Origin of the sequence: Pseudomonas pergaminensis (assembly GCF_024112395.2) — a bacterium.
Classification (GTDB): Bacteria; Pseudomonadota; Gammaproteobacteria; order Pseudomonadales; family Pseudomonadaceae; genus Aquipseudomonas; species Aquipseudomonas pergaminensis.
The window spans coordinates 1,007,696-1,030,327 of sequence record NZ_CP078013.2 but is presented as its reverse complement, the minus strand read 5'-3'; the positions used below and the strand labels follow the sequence as shown (position 1 = coordinate 1,030,327).

The 22,632-nt window shown below is 61.2% G+C and carries 21 protein-coding genes; 7 read left to right on the top strand and 14 right to left on the bottom strand.

Annotation, left to right across the window (positions count from 1 at the left end):
• Nucleotides 1-35: 35 nt before the first annotated feature.
• From KUA23_RS04625 to pmbA, 6 genes are all read right to left on the bottom strand, one after another.
• Nucleotides 36-929, bottom strand: a complete 894-nt coding sequence (locus KUA23_RS04625) for a ZIP family metal transporter (RefSeq protein WP_252993512.1) — start codon at nt 927-929, stop codon at nt 36-38.
• A gap of 33 nt (nt 930-962) precedes the next feature.
• The gene (locus tag KUA23_RS04620; protein WP_078046889.1) at nt 963-1,574 is read right to left on the bottom strand and encodes a superoxide dismutase; all 612 of its coding nucleotides are present in this window, start codon (nt 1,572-1,574) and stop codon (nt 963-965) included.
• Between the two features lies 1 nt (nt 1,575).
• Nucleotides 1,576-2,004, bottom strand: a complete 429-nt coding sequence (locus KUA23_RS04615) for a DUF2753 family protein (protein WP_078046888.1) — start codon at nt 2,002-2,004, stop codon at nt 1,576-1,578.
• A gap of 27 nt (nt 2,005-2,031) precedes the next feature.
• Nucleotides 2,032-3,408, bottom strand: a complete 1,377-nt coding sequence (locus KUA23_RS04610) for a class II fumarate hydratase (protein ID WP_252993511.1) — start codon at nt 3,406-3,408, stop codon at nt 2,032-2,034.
• Nucleotides 3,401-3,796: a FagA protein gene (locus KUA23_RS04605; RefSeq protein ID WP_252993510.1), complete on the bottom strand. Its 396-nt coding sequence runs from the start codon at nt 3,794-3,796 to the stop codon at nt 3,401-3,403. The genes KUA23_RS04610 and KUA23_RS04605 overlap by 8 nt, the downstream gene beginning before the upstream one ends.
• Before the next feature lie 150 nt (nt 3,797-3,946).
• Nucleotides 3,947-5,293, bottom strand: a complete 1,347-nt coding sequence (gene pmbA / locus KUA23_RS04600; protein WP_252993509.1) for a metalloprotease PmbA — start codon at nt 5,291-5,293, stop codon at nt 3,947-3,949.
• A 108-nt stretch (nt 5,294-5,401) separates the two neighbouring features.
• On the opposite strand from pmbA, the gene yjgA reads away from it, so the two are divergent.
• Complete coding sequence (gene yjgA / locus KUA23_RS04595; RefSeq protein ID WP_017138246.1) at nt 5,402-5,923, top strand: ribosome biogenesis factor YjgA; 522 nt, start codon at nt 5,402-5,404, stop codon at nt 5,921-5,923.
• Between the two features lie 45 nt (nt 5,924-5,968).
• On the opposite strand, the gene tldD is transcribed toward yjgA, so the two are convergent.
• The 8 genes from tldD to mreB all read right to left on the bottom strand — a co-directional run bounded on the left by tldD (nt 5,969) and on the right by mreB (nt 17,195).
• The gene (gene tldD, locus KUA23_RS04590; protein ID WP_078046884.1) at nt 5,969-7,411 is read right to left on the bottom strand and encodes a metalloprotease TldD; all 1,443 of its coding nucleotides are present in this window, start codon (nt 7,409-7,411) and stop codon (nt 5,969-5,971) included.
• Between the two features lie 16 nt (nt 7,412-7,427).
• Entirely contained in the window at nt 7,428-8,276 is an 849-nt protein-coding gene (locus KUA23_RS04585) for a carbon-nitrogen hydrolase family protein (protein ID WP_100491480.1), read from the bottom strand.
• Between the two features lie 48 nt (nt 8,277-8,324).
• On the bottom strand, nt 8,325-12,140 hold the full coding sequence (locus KUA23_RS04580) for a YhdP family protein (protein WP_252993508.1): 3,816 nt from the start codon (nt 12,138-12,140) through the stop codon (nt 8,325-8,327).
• A gap of 76 nt (nt 12,141-12,216) precedes the next feature.
• Nucleotides 12,217-13,674: a ribonuclease G gene (gene rng / locus KUA23_RS04575; RefSeq protein WP_071491141.1), complete on the bottom strand. Its 1,458-nt coding sequence runs from the start codon at nt 13,672-13,674 to the stop codon at nt 12,217-12,219.
• Nucleotides 13,675-13,744: 70 nt separating this feature from the next.
• Nucleotides 13,745-14,341, bottom strand: coding sequence for a Maf family protein (locus tag KUA23_RS04570; RefSeq protein ID WP_078046881.1), 597 nt, complete (start codon nt 14,339-14,341; stop codon nt 13,745-13,747).
• A gap of 51 nt (nt 14,342-14,392) precedes the next feature.
• Nucleotides 14,393-14,881 carry a rod shape-determining protein MreD gene (gene mreD, locus KUA23_RS04565; protein WP_016976217.1) on the bottom strand — a complete coding sequence of 163 codons (489 nt, stop codon included), beginning with the start codon at nt 14,879-14,881 and terminating at the stop codon, nt 14,393-14,395.
• Complete coding sequence (mreC, locus tag KUA23_RS04560; RefSeq protein WP_099494050.1) at nt 14,881-16,017, bottom strand: rod shape-determining protein MreC; 1,137 nt, start codon at nt 16,015-16,017, stop codon at nt 14,881-14,883. The genes mreD and mreC overlap by 1 nt, the downstream gene beginning before the upstream one ends.
• Nucleotides 16,018-16,157: 140 nt before the next feature.
• Nucleotides 16,158-17,195 (bottom strand): rod shape-determining protein MreB, encoded by a 1,038-nt coding sequence (gene mreB / locus KUA23_RS04555; protein WP_002555108.1) that lies wholly within the window; start codon nt 17,193-17,195, stop codon nt 16,158-16,160.
• Nucleotides 17,196-17,405: 210 nt separating this feature from the next.
• Between mreB and gatC the strand changes: the two genes are divergently transcribed.
• The 6 genes from gatC (at nt 17,406) to KUA23_RS04525 (ending at nt 22,612) form a co-directional block, all read left to right on the top strand.
• Entirely contained in the window at nt 17,406-17,693 is a 288-nt protein-coding gene (gene gatC, locus KUA23_RS04550) for an Asp-tRNA(Asn)/Glu-tRNA(Gln) amidotransferase subunit GatC (protein ID WP_010213142.1), read from the top strand.
• A gap of 16 nt (nt 17,694-17,709) precedes the next feature.
• Nucleotides 17,710-19,161, top strand: a complete 1,452-nt coding sequence (gatA, locus tag KUA23_RS04545; RefSeq protein WP_252993506.1) for an Asp-tRNA(Asn)/Glu-tRNA(Gln) amidotransferase subunit GatA — start codon at nt 17,710-17,712, stop codon at nt 19,159-19,161.
• Between the two features lie 10 nt (nt 19,162-19,171).
• Entirely contained in the window at nt 19,172-20,617 is a 1,446-nt protein-coding gene (gene gatB, locus KUA23_RS04540) for an Asp-tRNA(Asn)/Glu-tRNA(Gln) amidotransferase subunit GatB (protein WP_252993505.1), read from the top strand.
• 144 nt (nt 20,618-20,761) lie between these two features.
• Complete coding sequence (locus KUA23_RS04535; protein WP_078046877.1) at nt 20,762-21,133, top strand: septal ring lytic transglycosylase RlpA family protein; 372 nt, start codon at nt 20,762-20,764, stop codon at nt 21,131-21,133.
• 58 nt (nt 21,134-21,191) lie between these two features.
• Nucleotides 21,192-22,238, top strand: a complete 1,047-nt coding sequence (locus tag KUA23_RS04530) for a calcium/sodium antiporter (RefSeq protein ID WP_252993504.1) — start codon at nt 21,192-21,194, stop codon at nt 22,236-22,238.
• Nucleotides 22,235-22,612 carry a carboxymuconolactone decarboxylase family protein gene (locus tag KUA23_RS04525; protein WP_078046875.1) on the top strand — a complete coding sequence of 126 codons (378 nt, stop codon included), beginning with the start codon at nt 22,235-22,237 and terminating at the stop codon, nt 22,610-22,612. The genes KUA23_RS04530 and KUA23_RS04525 overlap by 4 nt, the downstream gene beginning before the upstream one ends.
• The last annotated feature ends 20 nt before the right edge of the window (nt 22,613-22,632 follow it).

The window sequence follows — 22,632 nt, the reverse complement described above, 5'->3', positions numbered from 1 at the left end:
TCGCCGGCAAGCCGGCTCCTACAAGGGAGCGGGCGTTATCCCAAAGCCGTGTCCATCACCATCATCAAGCAAAACCCGATGCACAACCCCAAACTGGCGAGCTTTTCGTGACCATTGCGCCGCGATTCGGGAATGACCTCGTGGGTCACCACCAGCAGCATCGCGCCGGCGGCCAGGGCCAGACCCAACGGCAACAATACCTCGGCCAGGCTGACCAGCCAGGCACAGAGCACCGCAAACACCGGCTCAACCAGACCTGACGCCGCACCGATCAGGAACGCCTTGACCCGCGACATCCCTGCCCCGGCCAACACCAACGCAATCACCAGGCCTTCGGGCACGTCCTGCAACGCAATGCCCATCGCCAGGCTGTCTGCATCCGGCATACCGCCGCCTGCGGAGACGCCGACCGCCATGCCTTCGGGGATGTTATGGGCGATGATGGCAAACACGAACAACCAAATGCGCGGTGGAATCACCGGTTTGTCCGGCGTGCCCACCAGCATTTCCGGGCTAGCGCCGGAGACCTTGCGGTCAACCAGATACAGCCCGAATGCTCCCAGCATAATGCCAAAGCTGATCAGGCCACTTGCCCCCCAGGGCGAGAGCCCCAGGCCTTCAGCCGCGGCAATGCCCGGCACGATCAGCGAAAACGCCGTCGCCGCCAGCATCATCCCGGCGCCAAAGCCCAGCAATGTATCGCTCAACGCCACCGGCATACGTCGGATGACCAGCACCGGCACGGCGCCAAGGGCCGTGCCGAGCGCACAGATGGCGCCGCCCTGTAGGGCACGCAGAATACGCGGTTCCAGGTCCAGCCAGGCCAGCCCGTGGGCCACCAGCAATGCAATACCTGCCAATAGCAGTAGCGAGCCAAACGCATAACGAAACATTCGCCCGCTGCTGATCGCCAGTGTTTCAGTGCCCATAGTCGGCCTTAGATCTTGTTATGAAGGTGAATGTCAGGCCACGGCGGCCTGATAGCGCGCGGCGACTTCTGGCCAGTTGATAACACTGTAGAAGGCATTGATGTATTCCGGGCGACGGTTCTGGTACAGCAGGTAGTAGGCGTGTTCCCAGACGTCCAGACCGAGAATCGGCGTATTGCCGTTCATCAGTGGGCTGTCCTGGTTGCCACTGCTTTCCACCACCAGGGTCTTCTGCGGAGTCACACTCAACCAGGCCCAGCCGCTGCCGAAACGGGTCAATGCAGCCTTGGTGAAGGCCTCTTTGAAACTGTCGAAGCCACCCAACTGTTCATCAATGGCTTTGCCTAACGCGCCTTCGGGTTTGCCGCCACCTTTGGGCGACATCACTGCCCAGAACAACGAGTGGTTGGCATGGCCGCCACCCTGGTTGATGACGGCTGCACGCAGTTTTTCCGGCAGTTGCTGCACACTGGACACCAGTTTCTCCACCGGCCATCCGGCAAACTCAGTGCCTTCGACAGCCGCATTGAGGTTGTTGATGTACGTCTGATGGTGCTTGGTGTAGTGGATCTCCATGGTTTGCGCATCGATATGCGGTTCCAGGGCGTCGTACGCGTAAGGCAAGGCAGGCAAGGTATAAGTCATATCAATGTGCTCCGTAATGAGGAGTGGTCGGCTGTGCCGCAGTACCGCCCAGCAAGCGATGGGTACGAGGGTATTCGCCGTGGTCGCTGATGAAATTCAACAGCTCGACGTAGGTTTTGCTGCTCTGACGCAGGGCCGCCTCCCGTAATTGCGGGCTCAAACGCGAGTCCTGCATGGTCTGCAACAGGCGCTGATGAATAGCGCAGAGGTATTCCGCGCTCTCCTCTGGCTGATTCAGGCGCAGGTGCAAATCCGCCAGGTTGTGATGGGAAATGACGCAAGCCGCCACTGCTTCGTCGGCATCCGCCCAACGTTCGAATAACACTTGAGCCAGGGCCAGGGCTTGCAGATAGGCCTCGCGAGCGTCGACCAGTTCGCCTGCCATAAAGCAGCGATTGGCCCGTTCGATCGTGCGTTTCCAGTGCTCCATGGTGAGCCTCCAAAGCAAGGTCGGTGATTACACGCCGCCAGCCGTGAGCTTTTCCGGATCCAGCAGGATCTCCAGTTGGCTGCGCGGCAAGTCGGTGTGCTCCAGTGCGACCTCAATCACCGTGCGGCCCTGCTGATAGGCTTTCTTGGCGATTTCGGCGGCCTTTTGGTAACCGATGATCGGGTTGAGTGCGGTGACCAGAATCGGGTTGCGCGACAGCGCTTCCTTGAGCTTGGCTTCATTGACCTTGAAACTGGCAATGGCCTTGTCCGCGAGCAGGCGACTGGAATTGGCCAGCAGTTCAAGGCTGCTGAGCAGGTTCTGCGCGATGATCGGCAGCATCACGTTCAGTTCGAAGTTGCCTGACTGGCCGGCGACGGTAATTACTGTGTCATTGCCAATGACCTGCGCGGCGACCATCGCAGTCGCTTCCGGGATCACCGGGTTGACCTTGCCGGGCATGATCGACGAGCCAGGTTGCAGGCCTTCCAGTTCGATTTCACCCAGGCCGGCAAGCGGACCGGAGTTCATCCAGCGCAGGTCGTTGGCGATTTTCATCAGCGACACGGCGGTGGCTTTCAACTGGCCGGACACGGCCACGGCGGTGTCTTGGGAGCCAATCAGGGCGAACAGGTTTTTGCCAGGGGTGAATTTCACGCCTGTCAGGCTGCTCAGTTGCTGGCTGAAACGCGCAGCGAATTCAGGGTGTGCATTGATCCCGGTGCCCACTGCCGTGCCGCCCTGAGCCAGGGCTTGCAAACTCGGCAGAAGGTCCTGCAAATGCCCGATATTGGCCTTGAGCTGCTGCGCCCAACCGTTGAGCACTTGGCTCATGCGCACCGGCATGGCGTCCATCAGGTGCGTGCGACCGGTCTTGATGAAAGGATGGACCTCTTCGGCCTTCCGCTCGATCACCTGCACCAAGTGCAACAGGGCCGGCAGCGTTTGCTCGTGCAGGACCAGCGCGGCACTGACGTGGAGGGTAGTCGGGATGATGTCGTTGCTGCTTTGGCCGCAATTCACGTGATCGTTGGGGTTGACCGACTCGCCCAGCAAACGGCTGGCGAGGGTTGCAATCACTTCGTTGGCATTCATGTTGGAGCTGGTGCCGGAGCCGGTCTGGAAGATATCCACCGGGAAGTGCGGCATGAAATCCCCTTCCAACAAGCCTTGGGCGGCATCGACAATGGCTTTGCCCCGCCCCTCGCTGATCTGCTTGAGGTCAACGTTGACCTTGGCAGCGGCGGCCTTGGCCAGGATGAGCGCGCGAATGAATTGCGCCGGCATGCGTTGGTGGCTGATCGGGAAGTTGTTCACCGCGCGCTGGGTCTGGGCGCCATACAGGGCCTCGGCAGGCACGTGCAGTTCGCCCATGCTGTCGCGTTCGATACGGGTGTTACTCATCGGAAGATCCTTGCACCAGGTAAGAAACAGAAATTGAGGGCAGCAATTCACACGTCGCCAATTGCCAGGCAAAGGTCTGCCAGCGCTTGAGGCGGCAGGCACAGTGAGAGAGTTTTTCCAGGTCACGCAGAGGGCGCCAGGCCTGGTCAAGGCACAAGGAGCGCCAGTGCCAAGGCAGCGCAATATCGCTGGCAGTGTCGAGCAACAGGCGGAATGAGGTTTCGGCGATCGTCCACGGATGGGTCGCAGTGCAGCACGCCAGGTATCGACCTTCATTGAGGTAATGTTCGATCAGGCGCGGTTCGTTGGGGTCGAGGCCGCAGCGAATCTGGCGACTCATCCAGCGCCAGCTCTCGAGGTAGGGATCCTCATGCAGGACAGAACTCATGATCCACACTCATCCGGTAATGATATTTATTATTAAATGATATTGAGAATCAAAACAAGGGTGGCACGTTAATCCCGCTGACACGTGGCCACAAAAAAAGGCGCGCCATTTAAGATGGCGCGCCTTTCTTGTTTAACCGGGTCGGAAGGATCAGCTACCGGCGACGGTCATCCGTTCGATCAACACCGAACCCGTGCGGATATTGCTGCGCAGTTCCAGGTCGTTCCCGACCGCAATGATCTGCTTGAACATATCGCGCATGTTGCCGGCGATAGTCACCTCCTGGACGGCAAATTGAATTTCGCCGTTTTCCACCCAGAAGCCTGCCGCGCCACGGGAATAATCGCCCGTGACCATGTTCAGGCCGTGGCCCATCAACTCAGTCACCAGCAGGCCGCGCCCCATCTTCCGCAGCAACGCTGCTTGGTCTTCATCGCCATGGGTGACGAACAGGTTGTGCACGCCGCCGGAGTTGGCGGTGCTCGGCAAACCAAGTTTTCGGCCGGCGTAGGTACCGAGCACGTAGGACACCAATTCACCGTTTTCGACAAACGGCTTCGCGTACGTCGCCAGGCCATCACCGTCAAACGCCGAACTGCCCATGGCGCGCATCAGGTGTGGGCGCTCATCGATGGTCAACCATTCTGGAAACAGCTTCTGCCCAATCGCCCCGTCCAGGAACGAGGACTTGCGATAAAGGTTGCCCCCGGAAATCGCGCCAAGGAAGCTGCCGAACAAGCCACCGGCCAATTCCGCCGAAAACAGCACCGGCACTTCACAGGTCGGCACGGGGCGCGCGCCCAGGCGGCTCGCGGCACGCTGTGCAGCACGCTGGCCGATGCTGATCGGATCGGCCAGTAAATCGCCCTGGCGGTTCACGTCATACCAGTAATCGCGCTGCATCTGGCCATTGGCTTCGGCGATCATCACGCAGCTCAGGCTATGACGCGTGGACGCGTAACCGCCAATAAAACCATGGCTGTTGCCATACACGCGGCAGCCCTGATGGGTGCTCAATGTGGTGCCATCAGCGTTCTTGATGCGGGTATCGGCGTCGAACGCGGCGGCTTCACAGGTCAGTGCCTGTTCAATGGCCTGCTCGGGCGTGATGTCCCAGGCGTGGAACAGATCAAAGTCTTTCAAGTCCTTGGCCATCAACGCCTTGTCAGCCAAGCCCGAGCTTTCATCCTCGGAGGTGTGCTTGGCGATCGCCAATGCCGCCGCCACGGTCTCGCGAATAGCCTCCGGGCCACTGGCCGATGTGCTGGCCGAACCTTTGCGCTGCCCTACATACAAGGTGATGCCAAAGCCTTGGTCGCGGTTGAACTCCACGGTCTCGACTTCCCGCTGGCGCACCGATGTCGAGAGCCCCTGCTCCAGCGACACCGCCACTTCACAGGCGCTAGCCCCCTGGCGCTTGGCTTCGGCAAGGATCTGCTCGACTTGTTCCTGCAGTGCCGGTAACGCTTGCGGACCGACGCTTTGGGCTGCACTCATGGTTTTCTCCACTCAAATTCTGCTTTCGGTTAAGGCCATCGAGCGACCGGGCCGGACAAGCGGCCCCCGACTGGTTATCATGGCGGCGTTTCTTTGCGGACTGCCACCATGGTTGATTCTTACGACGACTCCCTCGATGGGGAGAAAAGCAAAACCCAGGTCAAACGTGAGCTGCATGCTCTGGTTGACCTCGGCGAGCGCCTTACAACGCTCAAGAAGGATTTGATTGCAAAACTGCCATTGACCGACGAAATGCGCCGGGCCTTGGCGGATGCGCCCAAGCACACCGCGAATATCGCGCGTAAACGGCACATCATGTTTATCGGCAAACTGATGCGCGATCAGGACACTGACGCCATTCTGGCCTTGCTCGATCAAACCGATGCCTCCACTCGCCAGTACAACGAACGCTTCCATAACCTGGAACGTTGGCGTGACCGCCTGATCTCGGGCGATGACGCCGTGCTGGAAAAATTCGTACTGGACTACCCGGACGCGGACCGCCAGCAACTGCGCTCCCTGATCCGTCAGGCCCAGCACGAGCAGGCGCATAACAAGGCGCCGGCCACCAGCCGTAAAATCTTCAAGTACATCCGTGAGCTGGACGAGACTCAACGCGGCCTGCGCTGATCCTCTTCCCCGGGTGGCGGCCTTCGCCACCCGAAGCTCCCGCGTCTACGCCCCCGTGCCACCCACGGTGATCGCATCAATCTTCAGCGTAGGCTGGCCGACACCCACCGGCACCGACTGCCCATCCTTCCCGCACGTGCCCACGCCGCTGTCCAGCGACAGGTCGTTACCGACCATCGACACCTTGCTCATGGCTTCCGGACCGTTACCGATCAACGTTGCGCCCTTGACCGGCGCGGTAATCTTGCCGTCTTCGATCAGGTAAGCCTCGCTGGTGGAAAACACGAACTTGCCGCTGGTGATATCCACCTGGCCACCACCGAGGTTGGCGCAATAGATGCCGCGCTTCACCGACGCAATGATTTCTGCCGGGTCGCTTTCGCCACCGAGCATGTAGGTGTTGGTCATGCGTGGCATCGGCAGGTGCGCATAGGATTCACGGCGACCGTTACCGGTGCGAGCCACGCCCATCAGGCGGGCGTTGAGCTTGTCTTGCATGTAGCCCTTGAGCACACCGTTTTCGATCAGGGTGGTGCACTCGGTCGGGGTGCCTTCGTCATCGACACTCAGCGAGCCACGACGCCCGGCCAGGGTGCCGTCATCAACGATGGTGCAAAGTTTGGACGCAACCATCTCGCCCATACGCCCGCTGTACGCCGAGCTGCCCTTGCGGTTGAAATCACCTTCCAGGCCATGACCGACCGCTTCGTGCAGCAGCACGCCGGACCACCCCGAACCCAGCACCACCGGCAAGGTCCCGGCCGGTGCCGGAATCGCTTCCAGGTTGACCAGCGCCTGGCGCAGCGCTTCGCGGGCATACCCCATGGCACGGTCGTCGGTGAGGAAATAGCGATAGTCGGTACGCCCGCCGCCGCCATGGCCGCCGCGCTCGCGACGACCATTCTGCTCGACGATCACACTGACATTGAAGCGCACCAAGGGGCGCACATCCGCCGCCAGGCTGCCATCGGTGGACGCAACCAGAATGCGTTCCCACACGCCGGCCATGCTCACGGTCACCTGCTGGATACGCGGGTCCAACGCACGCGTCGCGGCATCGACACGCTTGAGCAAGTCGACTTTTTCGGCACGGGTCATCACTTCCAACGGGTTGTCCGGCCCATACAACTGGGTCACGTCCTGGGTGCTGAACGCCTGCACCGTGCCGTTTTGCCCAGCCCGGGAAATAGAGCGCGCGGCACGGGCGGCCAGGCCCAAGGCCTCAAGGGTGATCGCATTGCTGTAGGCAAAGCCGGTTTTTTCGCCGGATTGCGCACGCACACCCACACCTTGGTCAAGGTTGAAACTGCCTTCCTTGACAATGCCGTCTTCCAGGGCCCAGGACTCGGAGATCTGCCCCTGGAAATACAGGTCGGCCGCGTCGATGCCCGGCCCGGCAAGATCGCCCAGCACGGTTTGCAAACTTTCGATGGTCACGCCACCGGGTGCCAGGAGGTGTTCACTGACTGAGGACAACAACTCGCTCATAGGTATGGCCTTAAATTCATCGTTCCGAAGCAGGCCGCTGTGCGCCCTGCGAGAAAAAGCGCCGATGGTTGGCCACCGGCATGCGCGCCCTAATCGACGCTTGTTCACTGCTATCGCGTTCGGCCAGCAACACCGCTTCGCCCTGATCCTGTTGTGCCAGCACGCGCCCCCAGGGATCGACAATCGCCGCATGGCCATGGGTTTCCCGTGGCCCCGGATGCACGCCCCCCTGGGCGGCCGCCAGCAGGTAGCACTGGGTCTCGATGGCCCGCGCGCGAATCAGCACGTCCCAGTGCGCAGCGCCGGTTACGGCCGTAAACGCCGAAGGCGCAGTGATCAATTCAGCCCCCGCCGCGCGCAATTCGCTGTACAGCTCGGGGAAGCGCAGGTCGTAACACACTGTCAGGCCCAAGCGACCAACGGGTGTATCCGCCACCACCACATTGCCCCCGAAAGCATAGTCGTCGGATTCGCGATAACGCCCGCGAGCGTCGGCAACGTCCACATCGAACAAGTGCAGCTTGTCGTAACGGGCAACGATTTCACCCTGATCATCGACCAGCAGCGAGCAGGCATTGGACTTGGCGTGCGGTTGGTCTTTAGGCGGCAATGGCAAAGTACCCGCCACTATCCATAAGGTGAGGTCGCGCGCGGTCTGTTTCAACCATGGCAGGATCGGGCCTTCGCCCAGCGCTTCGGCGCGGCCGATGTCGGCCACGTCACGGCGGCCCATGGCAGCGAAGTTTTCCGGCAATACCGCCAGCTTTGCACCGCCTGCCGCCGCTTCCTCCAACAAGCGCCGGGCCTGGGCCAGGTTGGCCAGCACATCGCTCTGGCTGACCATTTGAATTACCGCAAAGGACATGGGCCGACACTCCATAAAGGGCATGCGGTCATGCTACTCCACAGGCTCTCAGTTTGGTTTTTCAAATGGCTTGTCGAAGGTGATTTTCGGATCCTTCCACGGGCCTTCGACCTTGTATTGCACGCTGGCGAAGCGTGAAACACGGTCACCGATCAACTTGTCGATCAGGAACAACGCACCGCCAATGGCCGGCGCCCCGACGATCAACGCCGCAATCGGCAGGTTGTTGGTCACCGGCAGCGTCACCAGCAACTTGGCATCCACGCGGTCAGCCACCAGGTCCAGGGTGCCATTGAGCTCCAGATTGCTTGACGGCCCGGTCATGGTGATCGGCTCGCGGGTCACGAACACGCCATTGCTGGCCGCCAGCAAGCCTTTGACCCGGTCATAGCTCAAGCCCTTGCCAAGCAAGTCCGAGAAGTCCAGGCGCAGCCGACGCCCGATGGAGTTGAAGTTCAGCAGGCCGAACACCCGCAGGGCCTGGGCGCCCCCCTCGACTTCCACGAACTGGCCGTTGCGGAACGCCGCATCCAGGCTGCCGGAGAATCGCTTGGGCCCGACATAGGCCGGCGAACCGGGCCAGCGTCCATCCACATCCAGGTGGAAATCCTGGCTGGTCACAGTGGGCGCATAACCCCAGCCCTTGAGGACATCGCCGATATTCTTGCCGTCCAGGCGGCCCTTGTACCAACTGCTGCTGTCACCGGCCCCGCCTTCCCAGCCTCCGGCCCCCTTGAGCTGCATGCCCTTCAGGCCCAGGTCCAGATTGCTGAAGGCCAGGCCCTTGGCGGTCGGGCGGATCTTCAGCGACCAGGCACCTATCAGGTCCGGGCCTTGGAACAACTGATCAATGGCGATATCCAGCGCTGGAATGTCCTTGGGATCGATATTTGCCAAGGGATCCGGTGCGTTTTCATCCGCCTGCACGGTTGGGTCTACCGCCGGCAGCTTCACGTATTGCAGGTTGATCGCAATCGGCGCGCCTTTGGCGTCCGGCAGGTTCACCGTGCCCTTGGCTTGCTGGCTGCTGAATTGCAGTCCCCACGCCGCAGGCTTGCGGTCCAGCTGCAAATTGACCTGATCAAACTGGGTACCCATCCCGGTCAGCTTGTCCACCTTGAAGTCGGCGCCGTTGAGCAGTTGCTTGGCACTGCCACCCGGATCGTTGCCCGCGTAGCGGTCCACCAGTTTTTTCCACGGGTCGATATCGAGTTCCGACAAGACCCCACGAATGCGCAAGCCCTTGGCACCCGGCAATACGGCATCGCCATCCCCCAGGAACAGCTCACCACGGCCATCATTGAATTTGTCCGGTGGCGCGGCAAAGGTAAAGTTTGCCAGCTCGCCATAATCGAACCAATAACGGCGCTCGGCACCCTGCAAGGTCATGCGGAACACGCTGTCGCGCCCCTGGCTGGCCGGCATGCCGAACGGCGCCGGCAAATCCACCGCCACGCCCTTGAGGTTGGAGCTGACCATCAGCTGGCTGTCGGCGCCGTTCAGGGTCAGTTGCAACTGGTACGGAATATCGCCGGATACCGGCAACGGCTGGGTGATTTTCAGCCAGTCCGTCAGCCGCTTGACCGTGACCTGGCCCTTGGCAGTCACGCGAGTGCTGATATTGCCCGGCTTGCCGTCGGCAAAGATCTGCGCAGTGATCGGGCGGTCAAACGCCTGGGCCGTGATGTTCTGGCCACTGAGGCCCTTGGCGCTGTCGAAACGGAAGTCGCCCTTGAGCTGATTCAGGTCCAGGGTGGGTTCAGCCAGTTGCAGGCGCGACTTATCGGTCTTGAAGTCCACTACGATCTTCGGCTCGGCGCCCTTGGCCAGCGGAATATCGAGGTCCAGGCTCCCCTGCAGGTCGCCCTCGCCTTTCCAGCCAGCGAAGGTCGAGGCGGTGCCGATCGGCGCTTCCTGGAGGATTTTGAGCCCATCGCCCAAGCCACCGGCAAAACCACCCGTGAGCAGCAGATGGCTGTCCTTGCCCGCAGGCGCGTGGGGGATATTGACGTAGACATCCTTGACCTTGGTGTCGAGCAATTGGCCCTTGCTGGCCAGGATGCGCACGCCGCTTTCCTCGACAAACACTTCGCCATTGACCTTGCTCACGTGAGGCCAGCCCGGCTGGAATGCCAGTTCGGCGTCATGCACCTTGAAAAACAGGCTGATATTGCGCGAGGCCGGCAGTGCGTCGTGGTTCAACGAACCCTGATACTGGAAGAAGCCTTGGTCCACCGCGCCCTTGAGAATCGCGGTGCGCAACCATTCGTCCAACGCCGGGCTCAACACCGCCGGCAGGTATTTGGGGGTGAAACGCCCATCGCCATCGACCATGCCGACACGCAGGTCCATGTAGTCTTCCTGGTTGTGGTCGAAATGCAGGCGGATCAGGAAGTCGGCGGCCACCTTGCCCTCTTCGCCCAGCACCTTGATATACGGCGCGATCAGGGTGAAGCCTTCCTCGTCCAGCTTCCACGTCAGGCGCGCGTTGGCCTGGATGTACTGCCAAGGCTTGGCAAAGATCGGGTCGAGGTGCAGGGAAAAATCCTTGCTGTCCATGCGCAGCTCGCCATGACCCAGGTCGCCGCTGATGCTGCCGGACACATTGCGCGCGGCCGGCGCGCCGAAGTAGGCATCAAAGCCAATGCGTTCAAGGTTGGCAGCGAAGCTGACTTTTTGATCGGTGGTGTCATGTGGACGGAAGTCCACCAGCACGTTACGTAGCAGGCCGGTGGCCTTCAGATGCTGCACAGTCTTGGCAAACCCCTCCGGCAACGGCGCCAACGCATTGAGCAGCGGCGTGATCGGCGTGAGGTCCAGGCGGTCGGCCTGAAGCTTCCAGACTTCCTGGTCCTTGTCGGTAGCCAGCGTCTGCTGCAATTGCAGGCGCGATTCCCAGCGTGTTTCACCCAGGTTCATCGCCAGGGAATCGAACAACACCTTGAGACCAGTTTCACTGCGCTGCAGGTAGGCGGTTAGGGCGAGATTTTCGATATGGACAGGCTTACGGTCGGCGTAGCTGCCTTTCACCTGTGGCGAGTTGAGGCGCACCACCGCGCTTTGCACGGTGCCCTTGGCCCAGCTCAGCCAGAATTCGCCGCCAGCCTTGAATTGCGTGAGTGTCCACTGTTGGGTCAGCTTGGCCGGAATCCACTTGGCCCAGTCGCTTTGCGGCAGGCTCAGGTAGGCCTGGATTTCGGCATCCTTCCATTGGCTGGCACGAATGCGGGTGCGCAGGTTAACGGCGAGCGGCTGGCCGTCGGGCAGGGTCAGGCGTGCATCGAGGCGCTGACGGACGGCGCCGGTATGCAGGCTCAGGCCGACATATGTCAGGGTCACCGGCGCTTGGTCAAACGGCTGCAACGTCACCTGGCTGTCGAGCAGCGACACACGCTTGACCGTCTGCATGCGCTTTAGCACCTGCTCCGGATCCAGCGGCTGGTCGTCTTGCACGGGCAGGCCCTGCAGGGCCCATTTGCCGTCCTTGTCTTCCTTCACACTGAGTTGCAGGCCACTGACTTGCAGGTGCGCAATGCGCACTTCGCGGGCCATCAGGCTGGCCCAGATATCCGGCACCACTTCGACCTGATCCAGGCGAAGGGCACTGCTGCCCTCGCCCACCATCACATCATGGGCGAGCAATACCGGCGCGAAACCACTCCAGCGGCCTTCCAGGCTGCCGATATGCAGGGGCATGTCCACAGCAGCCTGGGCCTTGGCCTCGACTTCTGCACGGTACTCGGCCACCAGCGGCGTCAATTCACGGCCCAGGCTCACGTACACGGCCGCCAATACCAGCAGCAAGGCACAGAGGCCCAGGCCCCAACGGGTCAAAGCGGCAAAAAAGCGTATCAGACGCTCCATGTCAGGCGACCCTCAAGGCGGTAGTCGGACGGCAGATCAAGGCCTGCTCGTCTCATAAAAGGAAAACGATTGGGGATCAGAGCAGCACCACGTCGTATTGTTCCTGGGAATACATGGTTTCGACCTGGAAGCGTATCGTGCGGCCGATAAAACCCTCCAGCTCGGCAACGTTACCGGATTCTTCATCCAGCAGCCGGTCGACCACTTTCTGATTGGCAAGCACCCTGTAACCCTCGGCCTGGTAGGCCCGCGCCTCCCGTAGGATCTCACGGAAAATCTCGTAGCAAACCGTTTCCGGGGTCTTCAATTTACCGCGGCCCTGGCAACTGCTGCACGGCTCGCACAGCACCTGCTCCAGGCTTTCCCGGGTGCGCTTGCGGGTCATCTGCACCAGGCCCAACTCGGTGATGCCAATGATGTTGGTCTTGGCGTGATCGCGCTCCAGTTGCTTTTCGAGAGTACGCAGTACCTGGCGCTGATGCTCTTCATCTTCCATGTCGATGAAGTCGATGATGATGATGCCGCCCAGGTTGCGTAGGCGCAGTTGGCGAGCAATCGCGGTGGCCGCTTCTAGGTTGGTCTTGAAGATGGTCTCTTCGAGGTTGCGATGGCCCACGAACGCGCCAGTGTTGACGTCAATGGTGGTCATGGCTTCCGCCGGGTCCACCACCAGGTAGCCACCGGACTTGAGTGGCACCTTGCGCTCCAGGGCTTTCTGGATTTCATCTTCGACGCCATACAGGTCGAAGATCGGCCGCTCGCCGGGGTAGTGCTCCAGGCGGTCGGCAATTTCCGGCATCAGCTCGGCAACAAATTGCGTGGTGCGCTGGAAGGTTTCCCGCGAGTCGATGCGAATTTTCTCAATTTTCGGGCTGACCAGGTCGCGCAGCGTGCGCAGGGCCAGACCCAGGTCTTCATAGATCACGCTGGGCGCGCCGATGGTCTTGATTTGTGCATCGATCTGGTCCCACAGGCGTCGCAGGTAGCGGATGTCCATGAGGATTTCATCGGCACCCGCGCCTTCAGCGGCGGTGCGCAGGATAAAGCCACCGGCTTCCTTGATGCCTTCGGCGGCCACGCAGTCGCTGACTACTTTCTTCAGGCGTTCGCGCTCGGCTTCGTCTTCGATCTTCAGGGAAATACCCACATGCGCAGTGCGCGGCATGTAGACCAGGTAGCGTGACGGAATCGACAGCTGGGTAGTCAGGCGCGCACCCTTGGAACCGATGGGGTCCTTGGTGACTTGCACCACCAGGCTCTGCCCTTCATGCACCAGGGCGCTGATACTTTCTACCGCAGGGCCTTCGCGCAGGGATATTTCCGAAGCATGGATAAAGGCGGCACGGTCCAGGCCGATATCGACGAACGCGGCCTGCATCCCCGGCAATACGCGCACCACCTTGCCTTTGTAGATGTTGCCGACGATCCCGCGCTTTTGGGTGCGCTCAACGTGGACTTCTTGCAGAACACCGTTCTCTACCACCGCCACGCGCGATTCCATCGGCGTGATATTGATCAGAATCTCTTCACTCATGGCTGGGTCTCGTTCAGGCGTTTTCACAATAGTGACCGGTCGCTTAAGGCTGGGCGCTGGGATACGACGCTCAGCGCACGGTAAGGTTTTGCCAACAGGGTATGCCGAATTGGTCGAGCAGTTGCGCGGTTTCGCACACCGGCAGGCCTACCACGGCCGAATAACTGCCATTGAGCCCGGCGACAAACACCGAGCCCAGCCCTTGGATAGCATAGCCGCCCGCCTTGTCCTGGGGTTCGCCACTGTGCCAGTAGGTTGTAGCCTCCTCGACAGAAATACCGCGAAAACGTACACGACTGCTTACACAAACAGTCTCGCTGCGCTGGCCATCAGTGAGGGCAATGGCGGTGAGCACTTCATGTTCACGCCCCGCCAAGGCCATCAACATGGCCAGGGCATCGGCTTGATCCACAGGTTTGCCGAGAATCTTGCCATCGACAATCACTGCAGTATCAGCCCCCAGCACACAGGCGCCCGAGGTTTGCCCGAGCGCAGCAAAACCCGCCGCAGCCTTGCCGCGCGCAAGGCGCTCGACATAGGCAACGGCGGGCTCATTAGTAAGAGGTGTTTCATCAATAGCGGCGCTGACCACGGTGAAGGGCACACCGATCTGGGTCAGCAGTTCACGCCGCCTCGGAGAGCCCGAGGCCAGGTAAAGCGAATTCATTGCAGACTCTCCCTGTAGGGTTCGATAACCAGGCAGAGCCTCGCAATCCATTCAATTGATTTTATAGCGACGACGCAACCCACGCAGACCGAAGCTGATCCATGGCCACAGCAAAGCACTCACCAGCGCCGGCAGCACCAGCGCCAGGGTGGGTTGGCGGTTGCCGGTCAGGGCGCTGAGCCAGAGCTGGACAAGCTGTGCCAGGCCAAAGATCACCAGGATCACCAGGCACTGTTGCCACATCGGGAACATGCGCAGGCGTTGCTGCAACGACAGCACCAGGAAGGTGATCAGGGTCAGGATCAACGCGTTCTGGCCCAGCAACGTGCCATAGAGCACATCTTCTGCCAAGCCCAGGAACATCGCGGTGACCATGCCGACTTTGTGCGGCAGGTTCAGCGACCAGAAGGCCAGCAGCAATGCCAGCCAGAGCGGGCGCAGGATTTCCATGAATTGCGGCAGCGGCGAAACGCTCAGCAGCATACCGATGGCGAAGGTCAGCCAGACGATCCAGCCGTTGCGTGAATGTGTACTGGCCATTATTCCTCCCTCTGGCGCGTGGTGGCCGGGGCGGTCGCCGCTGGGCGGGCAGCCGGGGCAGCAGGCGGTTTGGTGGCCGGCGTGGTGGTGGCCGGCGTCGACGTGGGAGGTTTGGTCGCAGCCGGTTTAACCGGATGCGCCGCAGGCTTGACAGGTGTAGCCACCGGCGCCGCAGTTGCCGGCGCGGTCGCAGGCGTGGCCGGCGGGGTAGTGGCCGGCTTGGGTACGGTGGCAGGAACGATCGGCGCAGTGCCGTTCTTCTTGTCTTCCGCCTCCTGGGCCTGGGCGGCTTCGTTGGCGCGCTCTTCGGGGGTGCGATTGTCGCTGAACACCAGCAATAGGTAGCGGCTGCGGTTCAGCGCGGCAGTGGGCACGGCACGCACGATGGCGAACGGCTGGCCTGAGTCGTGGATCACTTCCTTGACCGTCGCTACCGGGTAACCCGCCGGAAAACGCTGACCGAGGCCGGAACTGACCAGCAGGTCGCCTTCCTTGATATCAGCGGTATCGGCCACATGGCGCAGTTCCAGCCGCTCAGGGTTACCGGTACCGCTGGCAATCGCACGCAAGCCGTTGCGGTTTACCTGCACCGGGATGCTGTGTGTGGTGTCCGTCAGCAGCAATACCCGCGAGGTGTAGGGCATTAGCTCTACCACCTGGCCCATCAGGCCACGGGCGTCGAGCACCGGCTGGCCAAGAACCACACCGTCGCGCTCACCCTTGTTGATGATGATGCGATGGGTAAAGGGGTTGGGGTCCATGCCGATCAACTCGGCCACTTCGACCTTTTCGTTGACCAGCGCGGAAGAATTGAGCAACTCGCGCAGCCGAACGTTCTGCTCGGTGAGGGCCGCGAGCTTTTGCATGCGCCCCTGCAACAGCAGGTTTTCGGTCTTGAGTTTTTCGTTCTCGGCGACCAGCTCGGTGCGGCTGCCGAATTGGCTGGCCACGCCCTGGTACAGACGTTGCGGCAGGTCGGTGATCCAGTAGGTCTGCATCAACACCAGCGACATCTGGCTACGCACGGGTTTGAGCAGTGCAAAGCGGGCATCGACCACCATCAGCGCGACCGAAAGCACGACCAGCACCAACAGGCGCACGCCCAATGAGGGGCCTTTGGCGAAAAGCGGTTTAATAGGCCGCTCCTCCCAGGCAAATGTTCTCTTTATTCATACGGCATCTAACCGGCCTGGATGCAGATTGAAGAAGATAAACGCCAACAGGCAGCACTGCAAAGTGCTGCCTGCGGGCGAAACATGGGCTAATCAGCAAAGGCTTATTCGCTGGAAAGCAGGTCCATGGTGTGTTTATCCATCATTTCCAGTGCACGGCCACCGCCACGGGCGACGCAGGTCAGCGGGTCTTCGGCGACGATCACCGGCAGGCCGGTTTCCTGGGCCAACAGCTTGTCGAGGTCGCGCAGCAAGGCGCCACCACCGGTCAGCACCAGGCCACGCTCGGCGATATCGGAAGCCAATTCCGGCGGCGATTGCTCCAGGGCGCTCTTCACGGCCTGAACGATGGTGGCCAGGGACTCTTGCAGAGCCTCCAGCACTTCATTGGAGTTCAGGGTGAAGGCACGTGGAACGCCTTCGGCCAGGTTGCGACCGCGCACATCGACTTCGCGCACTTCGCCGCCCGGGTAGGCAGTACCGATTTCCTGCTTGATGCGCTCGGCAGTGGATTCGCCGATCAGGCTGCCGTAGTTACGACGCACGTAGGTGATGATCGCTTCGTCGAAGCGGTCGCCGCCGACGCGTACGGATTCGGCATACACCACACCGTTCAGGGAGATCAGGGCGATTTCAGTGGTACCACCACCGATATCCACCACCATCGAACCGCGCGCTTCCTCTACCGGCAGGCCGGCACCGATCGCGGCAGCCATTGGCTCTTCGATCAGGAACACTTCACGGGCACCGGCACCGAGGGCCGATTCACGGATGGCACGACGCTCAACCTGGGTGGATTTGCATGGAACGCAGATCAGCACACGAGGGCTGGGCTGCAGGAAACTGTTTTCGTGAACCTTGTTGATGAAGTACTGCAGCATCTTCTCGCAGACACTGAAGTCGGCGATCACGCCGTCTTTCATCGGACGAATGGCAGCAATATTGCCTGGTGTACGGCCGAGCATGCGCTTGGCCTCGGTGCCGACGGCAACGACACTTTTCTGATTACCATGGGTCCGAATGGCCACAACCGATGGCTCATTCAGGACGATACCGCGCTCGCGCACGTAAATAAGGGTGTTGGCAGTGCCCAGGTCAATGGAAAGATCGCTGGAAAACATGCCACGCAGTTTCTTGAACATGGGAAAGGGACCCTAGGCAACGCGTGGGTAAAAAAGTGCGGCAAACTCTAACAACGACAGGGATTTTGGGCAAGGCGCCAATGTGCTAAATTGGCCGACTTTCTGTGCACCTAACCCCACAATCGCGGCCGTAAGACCGTAGAAATGCGGTAGTGTTCCGACAATCTAACACACGGACAGCCTCCGTTCTGTTTTCCACTGGAGATTCCCATGACGCTTGAACGCTCCGACGTGGAAAAAATCGCGCACCTGGCCTCGCTTGGCCTCAATGATGCCGATCTTCCACAGACCACCGCAGCCCTGAACAGCATTCTCGGGCTGGTCGACCAAATGCAGGCCGTGAATACCGACGGCATCGAGCCTCTGGCTCACCCGCTGGAAGCCAGCCAGCGCCTGCGCGCAGACGTCGTGACCGAGAGTAATAATCGCGAGGCCTACCAGTCCATCGCGCCAGCGGTCGAAAACGGCCTGTACCTGGTTCCGAAAGTCATCGACTAAAGGGAAAGAGCCTGCAATGCATCACATGACTCTGGCCGAGATCGCCCGCGGTCTCGCCGACAAAAAGTTTTCTTCCGAAGAGCTGACCAAGACCCTGCTGGCGCGCATCGCCGAGCACGATCCAAAGGTCAACAGCTTCATCAGCCTCACCGAAGAACTGGCCTTGAGCCAGGCCAAGGCCGCCGACGCACGTCGCGCCAACGGTGAAAACGGCGCACTGCTGGGCGCACCGATCGCCCACAAGGACCTGTTCTGCACCCAGGGCATTCGCACCAGTTGCGGCTCAAAGATGCTCGACAACTTCAAAGCCCCCTATGACGCCACCGTGGTGTCCAAGCTGGCCGCCGCCGGGGCCGTGACCCTGGGCAAGACCAACATGGACGAATTCGCCATGGGTTCGGCCAACGAGTCGAGCTACTACGGCGCAGTGAAAAACCCGTGGAACCTGGACCATGTGCCCGGCGGTTCGTCTGGCGGTTCGGCCGCAGCAGTTGCCGCACGCTTCCTGCCCGCCGCTACAGCCACCGACACCGGCGGCTCGATCCGCCAGCCTGCGGCCTTCACCAACCTCACCGGCCTGAAACCGACCTACGGTCGCGTTTCCCGTTGGGGCATGATCGCCTACGCTTCCAGCCTGGATCAGGGTGGCCCCCTGGCCCGCACTGCTGAAGACTGCGCAATTTTGTTACAAGGCATGGCAGGCTTCGATAAACAGGACTCCACCAGCATCGATGAACCTGTGCCGGACTACAGCGCCAGCCTGAATACTTCGATCAAGGGCCTGCGCATCGGTGTGCCGAAGGAATACTTCAGCGCCGGCCTCGACCCGCGTATTGCCGAGTTGGTGCACAACAGCGTCAAGACGCTGGAAGGCCTCGGCGCGGTGATCAAGGAAATCAGCCTGCCGAACAACCAGCACGCAATTCCTGCGTACTACGTGATCGCGCCGGCAGAAGCCTCCTCGAACCTGTCGCGTTTCGACGGCGTGCGCTTCGGCTACCGTTGCGAAAACCCGAAAGACCTTACCGACCTGTACAAACGCTCCCGTGGCGAAGGCTTCGGCGCCGAAGTTCAGCGCCGAATCATGGTCGGTGCCTACGCCCTGTCGGCCGGTTACTACGACGCCTACTACCTCAAGGCCCAGAAAATCCGACGCCTGGTGAAGAACGACTTCATGGCGGCCTTTGACCAGGTCGACGTGATCCTCGGCCCAACCACGCCGAACCCGGCCTGGAAGCTCGGCGCCAAGAACGGCGACCCGGTGGCTGCCTACCTCGAAGACCTGTACACCATCACCGCCAACCTCGCGGGCCTGCCGGGCTTGTCCATGCCTGCCGGTTTCGTCGATGGCCTGCCGGTCGGCGTGCAATTGCTCGCCCCGTATTTCCAGGAAGGCCGCCTGCTCAATGTGGCGCACCAGTACCAGTTGAACACTGACTGGCACACTCGCACCCCTACCGGCTTCTGAGGAGAACACTATGCAATGGGAAGTTGTGATCGGGCTGGAGATTCATACCCAGCTCGCCACCCAATCGAAGATTTTCTCCGGTAGCGCCACCACGTTCGGCTCCGAGCCGAACACCCAGGCCAGCCTGGTCGACCTGGGCATGCCCGGCGTACTGCCGGTGCTGAACCAGGAAGCGGTGCGCATGGCGGTGATGTTCGGCCTGGCGATTGACGCCGAGATCGGCCAGCACAACGTGTTCGCACGCAAGAACTACTTCTACCCGGACCTGCCAAAGGGCTACCAGATCAGCCAGATGGAACTGCCGATCGTCGGCAAGGGCCACCTGGACATCCCCCTGGAAGACGGCACCATCAAGCGCGTCGGTGTGACCCGCGCCCACCTGGAAGAAGATGCCGGCAAGAGCCTGCATGAAGAATTCCCGGGCGCGACCGGTATCGACCTGAACCGTGCGGGCACGCCGCTGCTGGAAATCGTTTCCGAGCCGGATATGCGCAGCGCCAAGGAAGCCGTGGCCTACGTCAAGACCATCCACGCACTGGTGCGCTACCTGGGCATCTGCGACGGCAACATGGCCGAAGGTTCGCTGCGTTGCGACTGCAACGTGTCGATCCGTCCCAAGGGCCAGGTCGAGTTCGGCACCCGCTGCGAGATCAAGAACGTCAACTCGTTCCGCTTCATCGAAAAGGCGATCAACAGCGAAGTGCGTCGCCAGATCGAGCTGATCGAAGACGGCGGCAAGGTCATCCAGCAGACCCGCCTGTACGATCCGAACAAAGACGAAACCCGCGCCATGCGCAGCAAAGAGGAAGCCAACGACTACCGTTACTTCCCCGACCCGGACCTGTTGCCGGTGGTGCTTGAGGACTCATTCCTCAATGACATCCGCGCTACCCTGCCGGAGCTGCCGCAGCAGAAACGCGAGCGCTTCCAGGCGCAGTTCGGCCTGTCGGTCTACGATGCCAGCGTGCTGGCCTCCAGCCGTGAGCAAGCCAACTACTTTGAAAAAGTCGTGAGCATTGCCGGCGACGCCAAACTGGCGGCCAACTGGGTCATGGTTGAGCTGGGTAGCCTGTTGAACAAACAAGGCCTGGAGATCGACGAAGCCCCGGTCACCGCCGAGCAACTGGGCGGCATGCTGCTGCGCATCAAGGACAACACCATCTCCGGCAAAATCGCCAAGACGGTGTTTGAAGCGATGGCCAGCGGTGAAGGCTGTGCCGATGAGATCATCGACAAGCGCGGCCTCAAGCAAGTCACCGACAGCGGCGCGATCTCGGCCGTGCTGGATGAAATGCTCGCGGCCAACGCCGAGCAGGTCGAGCAATACCGCGCGGCCGACGAAGCCAAGCGCGGCAAGATGTTCGGCTTCTTCGTGGGCCAGGCGATGAAAGCCTCCAAAGGCAAGGCCAACCCGCAACAGGTGAACGAATTGCTGAAAAGCAAGCTCGAAGGCTGACACGTGCAGGACCCGGCTTCTGTGGGAGCCGGGCTTGCCCGCGATGCAGGCGCCTCGGTGCATCAGTGACACCGAGGTGAAGCCATCGCAGGCAAGCCAGCTCCCACACGAGCCAACTCCAACATTTGTAATGGGACTCCTTGCATGAAGCGTCTACTCGGCCTGCTGGCCCTGTTCTCCCTACTGGCCGGTTGCGCCAGCGGCATCATCAACCCCAACGGCTACGACGAAACCGGCACCGCCTCCTATTACGGCGCCAAGCACCATGGCAACAAGACTGCCAGCGGTGAACCCTTCAACCAGAACGCCCTGACCGCCGCCCACCGGCAACTGCCGTTTGGTACCCAGGTCAAGGTCACCAATCTCGACAACGACAAATCCGTGGTTGTCCGCATCAATGATCGCGGCCCGCATACCCGTGGGCGCTTGATCGACCTTTCACGCAAGGCCGCCGAGCAACTGGGTATGATCGGCAGCGGTACGGCGCGTGTGCGCGTACAAGCGCTGAGCAACTAAAGACGGAGCCCTGGCCATTTTCGGATTAACCGCCCTCTCGCCCTGGAGCCTGCTGGAATTGGTCAGCGGCCTGGTGCTGCTGATCATCGGCGCCGAAATCCTGGTGCGCGCCGCCGTGCGCCTGGCCGCAAGCCTTAAGGTGCGGCCGCTGATCATCGGCCTGACGATCGTCGCCTTTGGCAGCAGTGCTCCGCAGATGACCGTCAGCCTGCAGGCCACCCTGGCCGGCAATACCGATATCGCGGTGGGCAGCGTGATCGGCAGTAGCATCTTCAACATCCTGGTGACCCTGGGCCTGTCGGCGTTGATTATCCCGCTGCGGGTCTCACGCCAACTGGTGCGCCTGGATATCCCGGTGATGATCCTGGCCGGGCTGCTGGTGTTCACCCTCGCCGCCAACGAAGAACTTACGCCGGTCGATGGCCTGTTGCTGCTGGTTGCCTTGGTCGCGTACCTCGGTGTCTTGCATTACCAGACGCGCCACTCGCGCCGCCCTCGCACCCTGGACACCGTGGCCCGCGCGCCGTGGCTGAGCAGCGTGCTGTTGATGCTCGGCGGTTTTTTGATCCTGGTGCTGGCCGGGCATTTGCTGCTGGGCGCGGCGGTGGATGTGGCAGGCGACCTGGGCCTGTCGGAACGCGTAATCGGCCTGACCTTGATCGGCGTCGGCACCTCGCTGCCGTGCCTGGCGACGTCCCTGATTGCCGCCCTGCGCGGCGAACGTGAAATTGCCGTGGGCAACGTGATCGGCAGCAACCTGTTCAACCTGCTTGGCGTATTGGGGCTGACTGCCCTGCTCGCCCCTTCGCCGCTGTCAGTGTCGCCCAATGCCCTGGATTTCGATCTGCCGGTGATGCTCGGCGTGGTGGTGCTGTGCCTGCCGGTGTTCTACACCGGCTACCGCGTGACCCGCGCCGAAGGCCTGGGGCTGCTGGGCCTGTACCTGGCGTACGGGCTGCATGTGATGGCATTTACCACCGGCATGCCACTGGCCAACAAGCTTGAACAACTGATGCTGTATTACGTCCTGCCAGTGCTGGTGGCTTTTCTGTTGTTCAGCACGCTGCGAGCCTGGCGCCGCCAACACAAGAGGGAATCGCAATGACCGATCAGAAGAAGCCCGGGGTTGAAATGCGTCGCCAGGTCATGGGCGATGCATTCGTCGACCGCGCCCTGGGCAATGCCACCGAGTTTTCCCAGCCGCTGCAGGACTTCGTCAACGAACATGCCTGGGGCAGCGTGTGGAACCGTGAAGGCCTGCCACTGAAGACTCGCAGCCTGATCACCCTTGCCGCGCTCACCGCGCTCAAGTGCCCGCAGGAACTCAAGGGCCATGTGCGGGGCGCACTGAACAATGGGTGTACGGTGGAAGAGATTCGTGAAGCGTTGCTGCATTGCGCGGTGTATGCCGGTGTGCCGGCGGCGATTGATGCGTTTCGGGCGGCGCAGGAAGTGATCGATACCTACGAGGCACCGTAGGAGCCGGCTTACCGGCGATC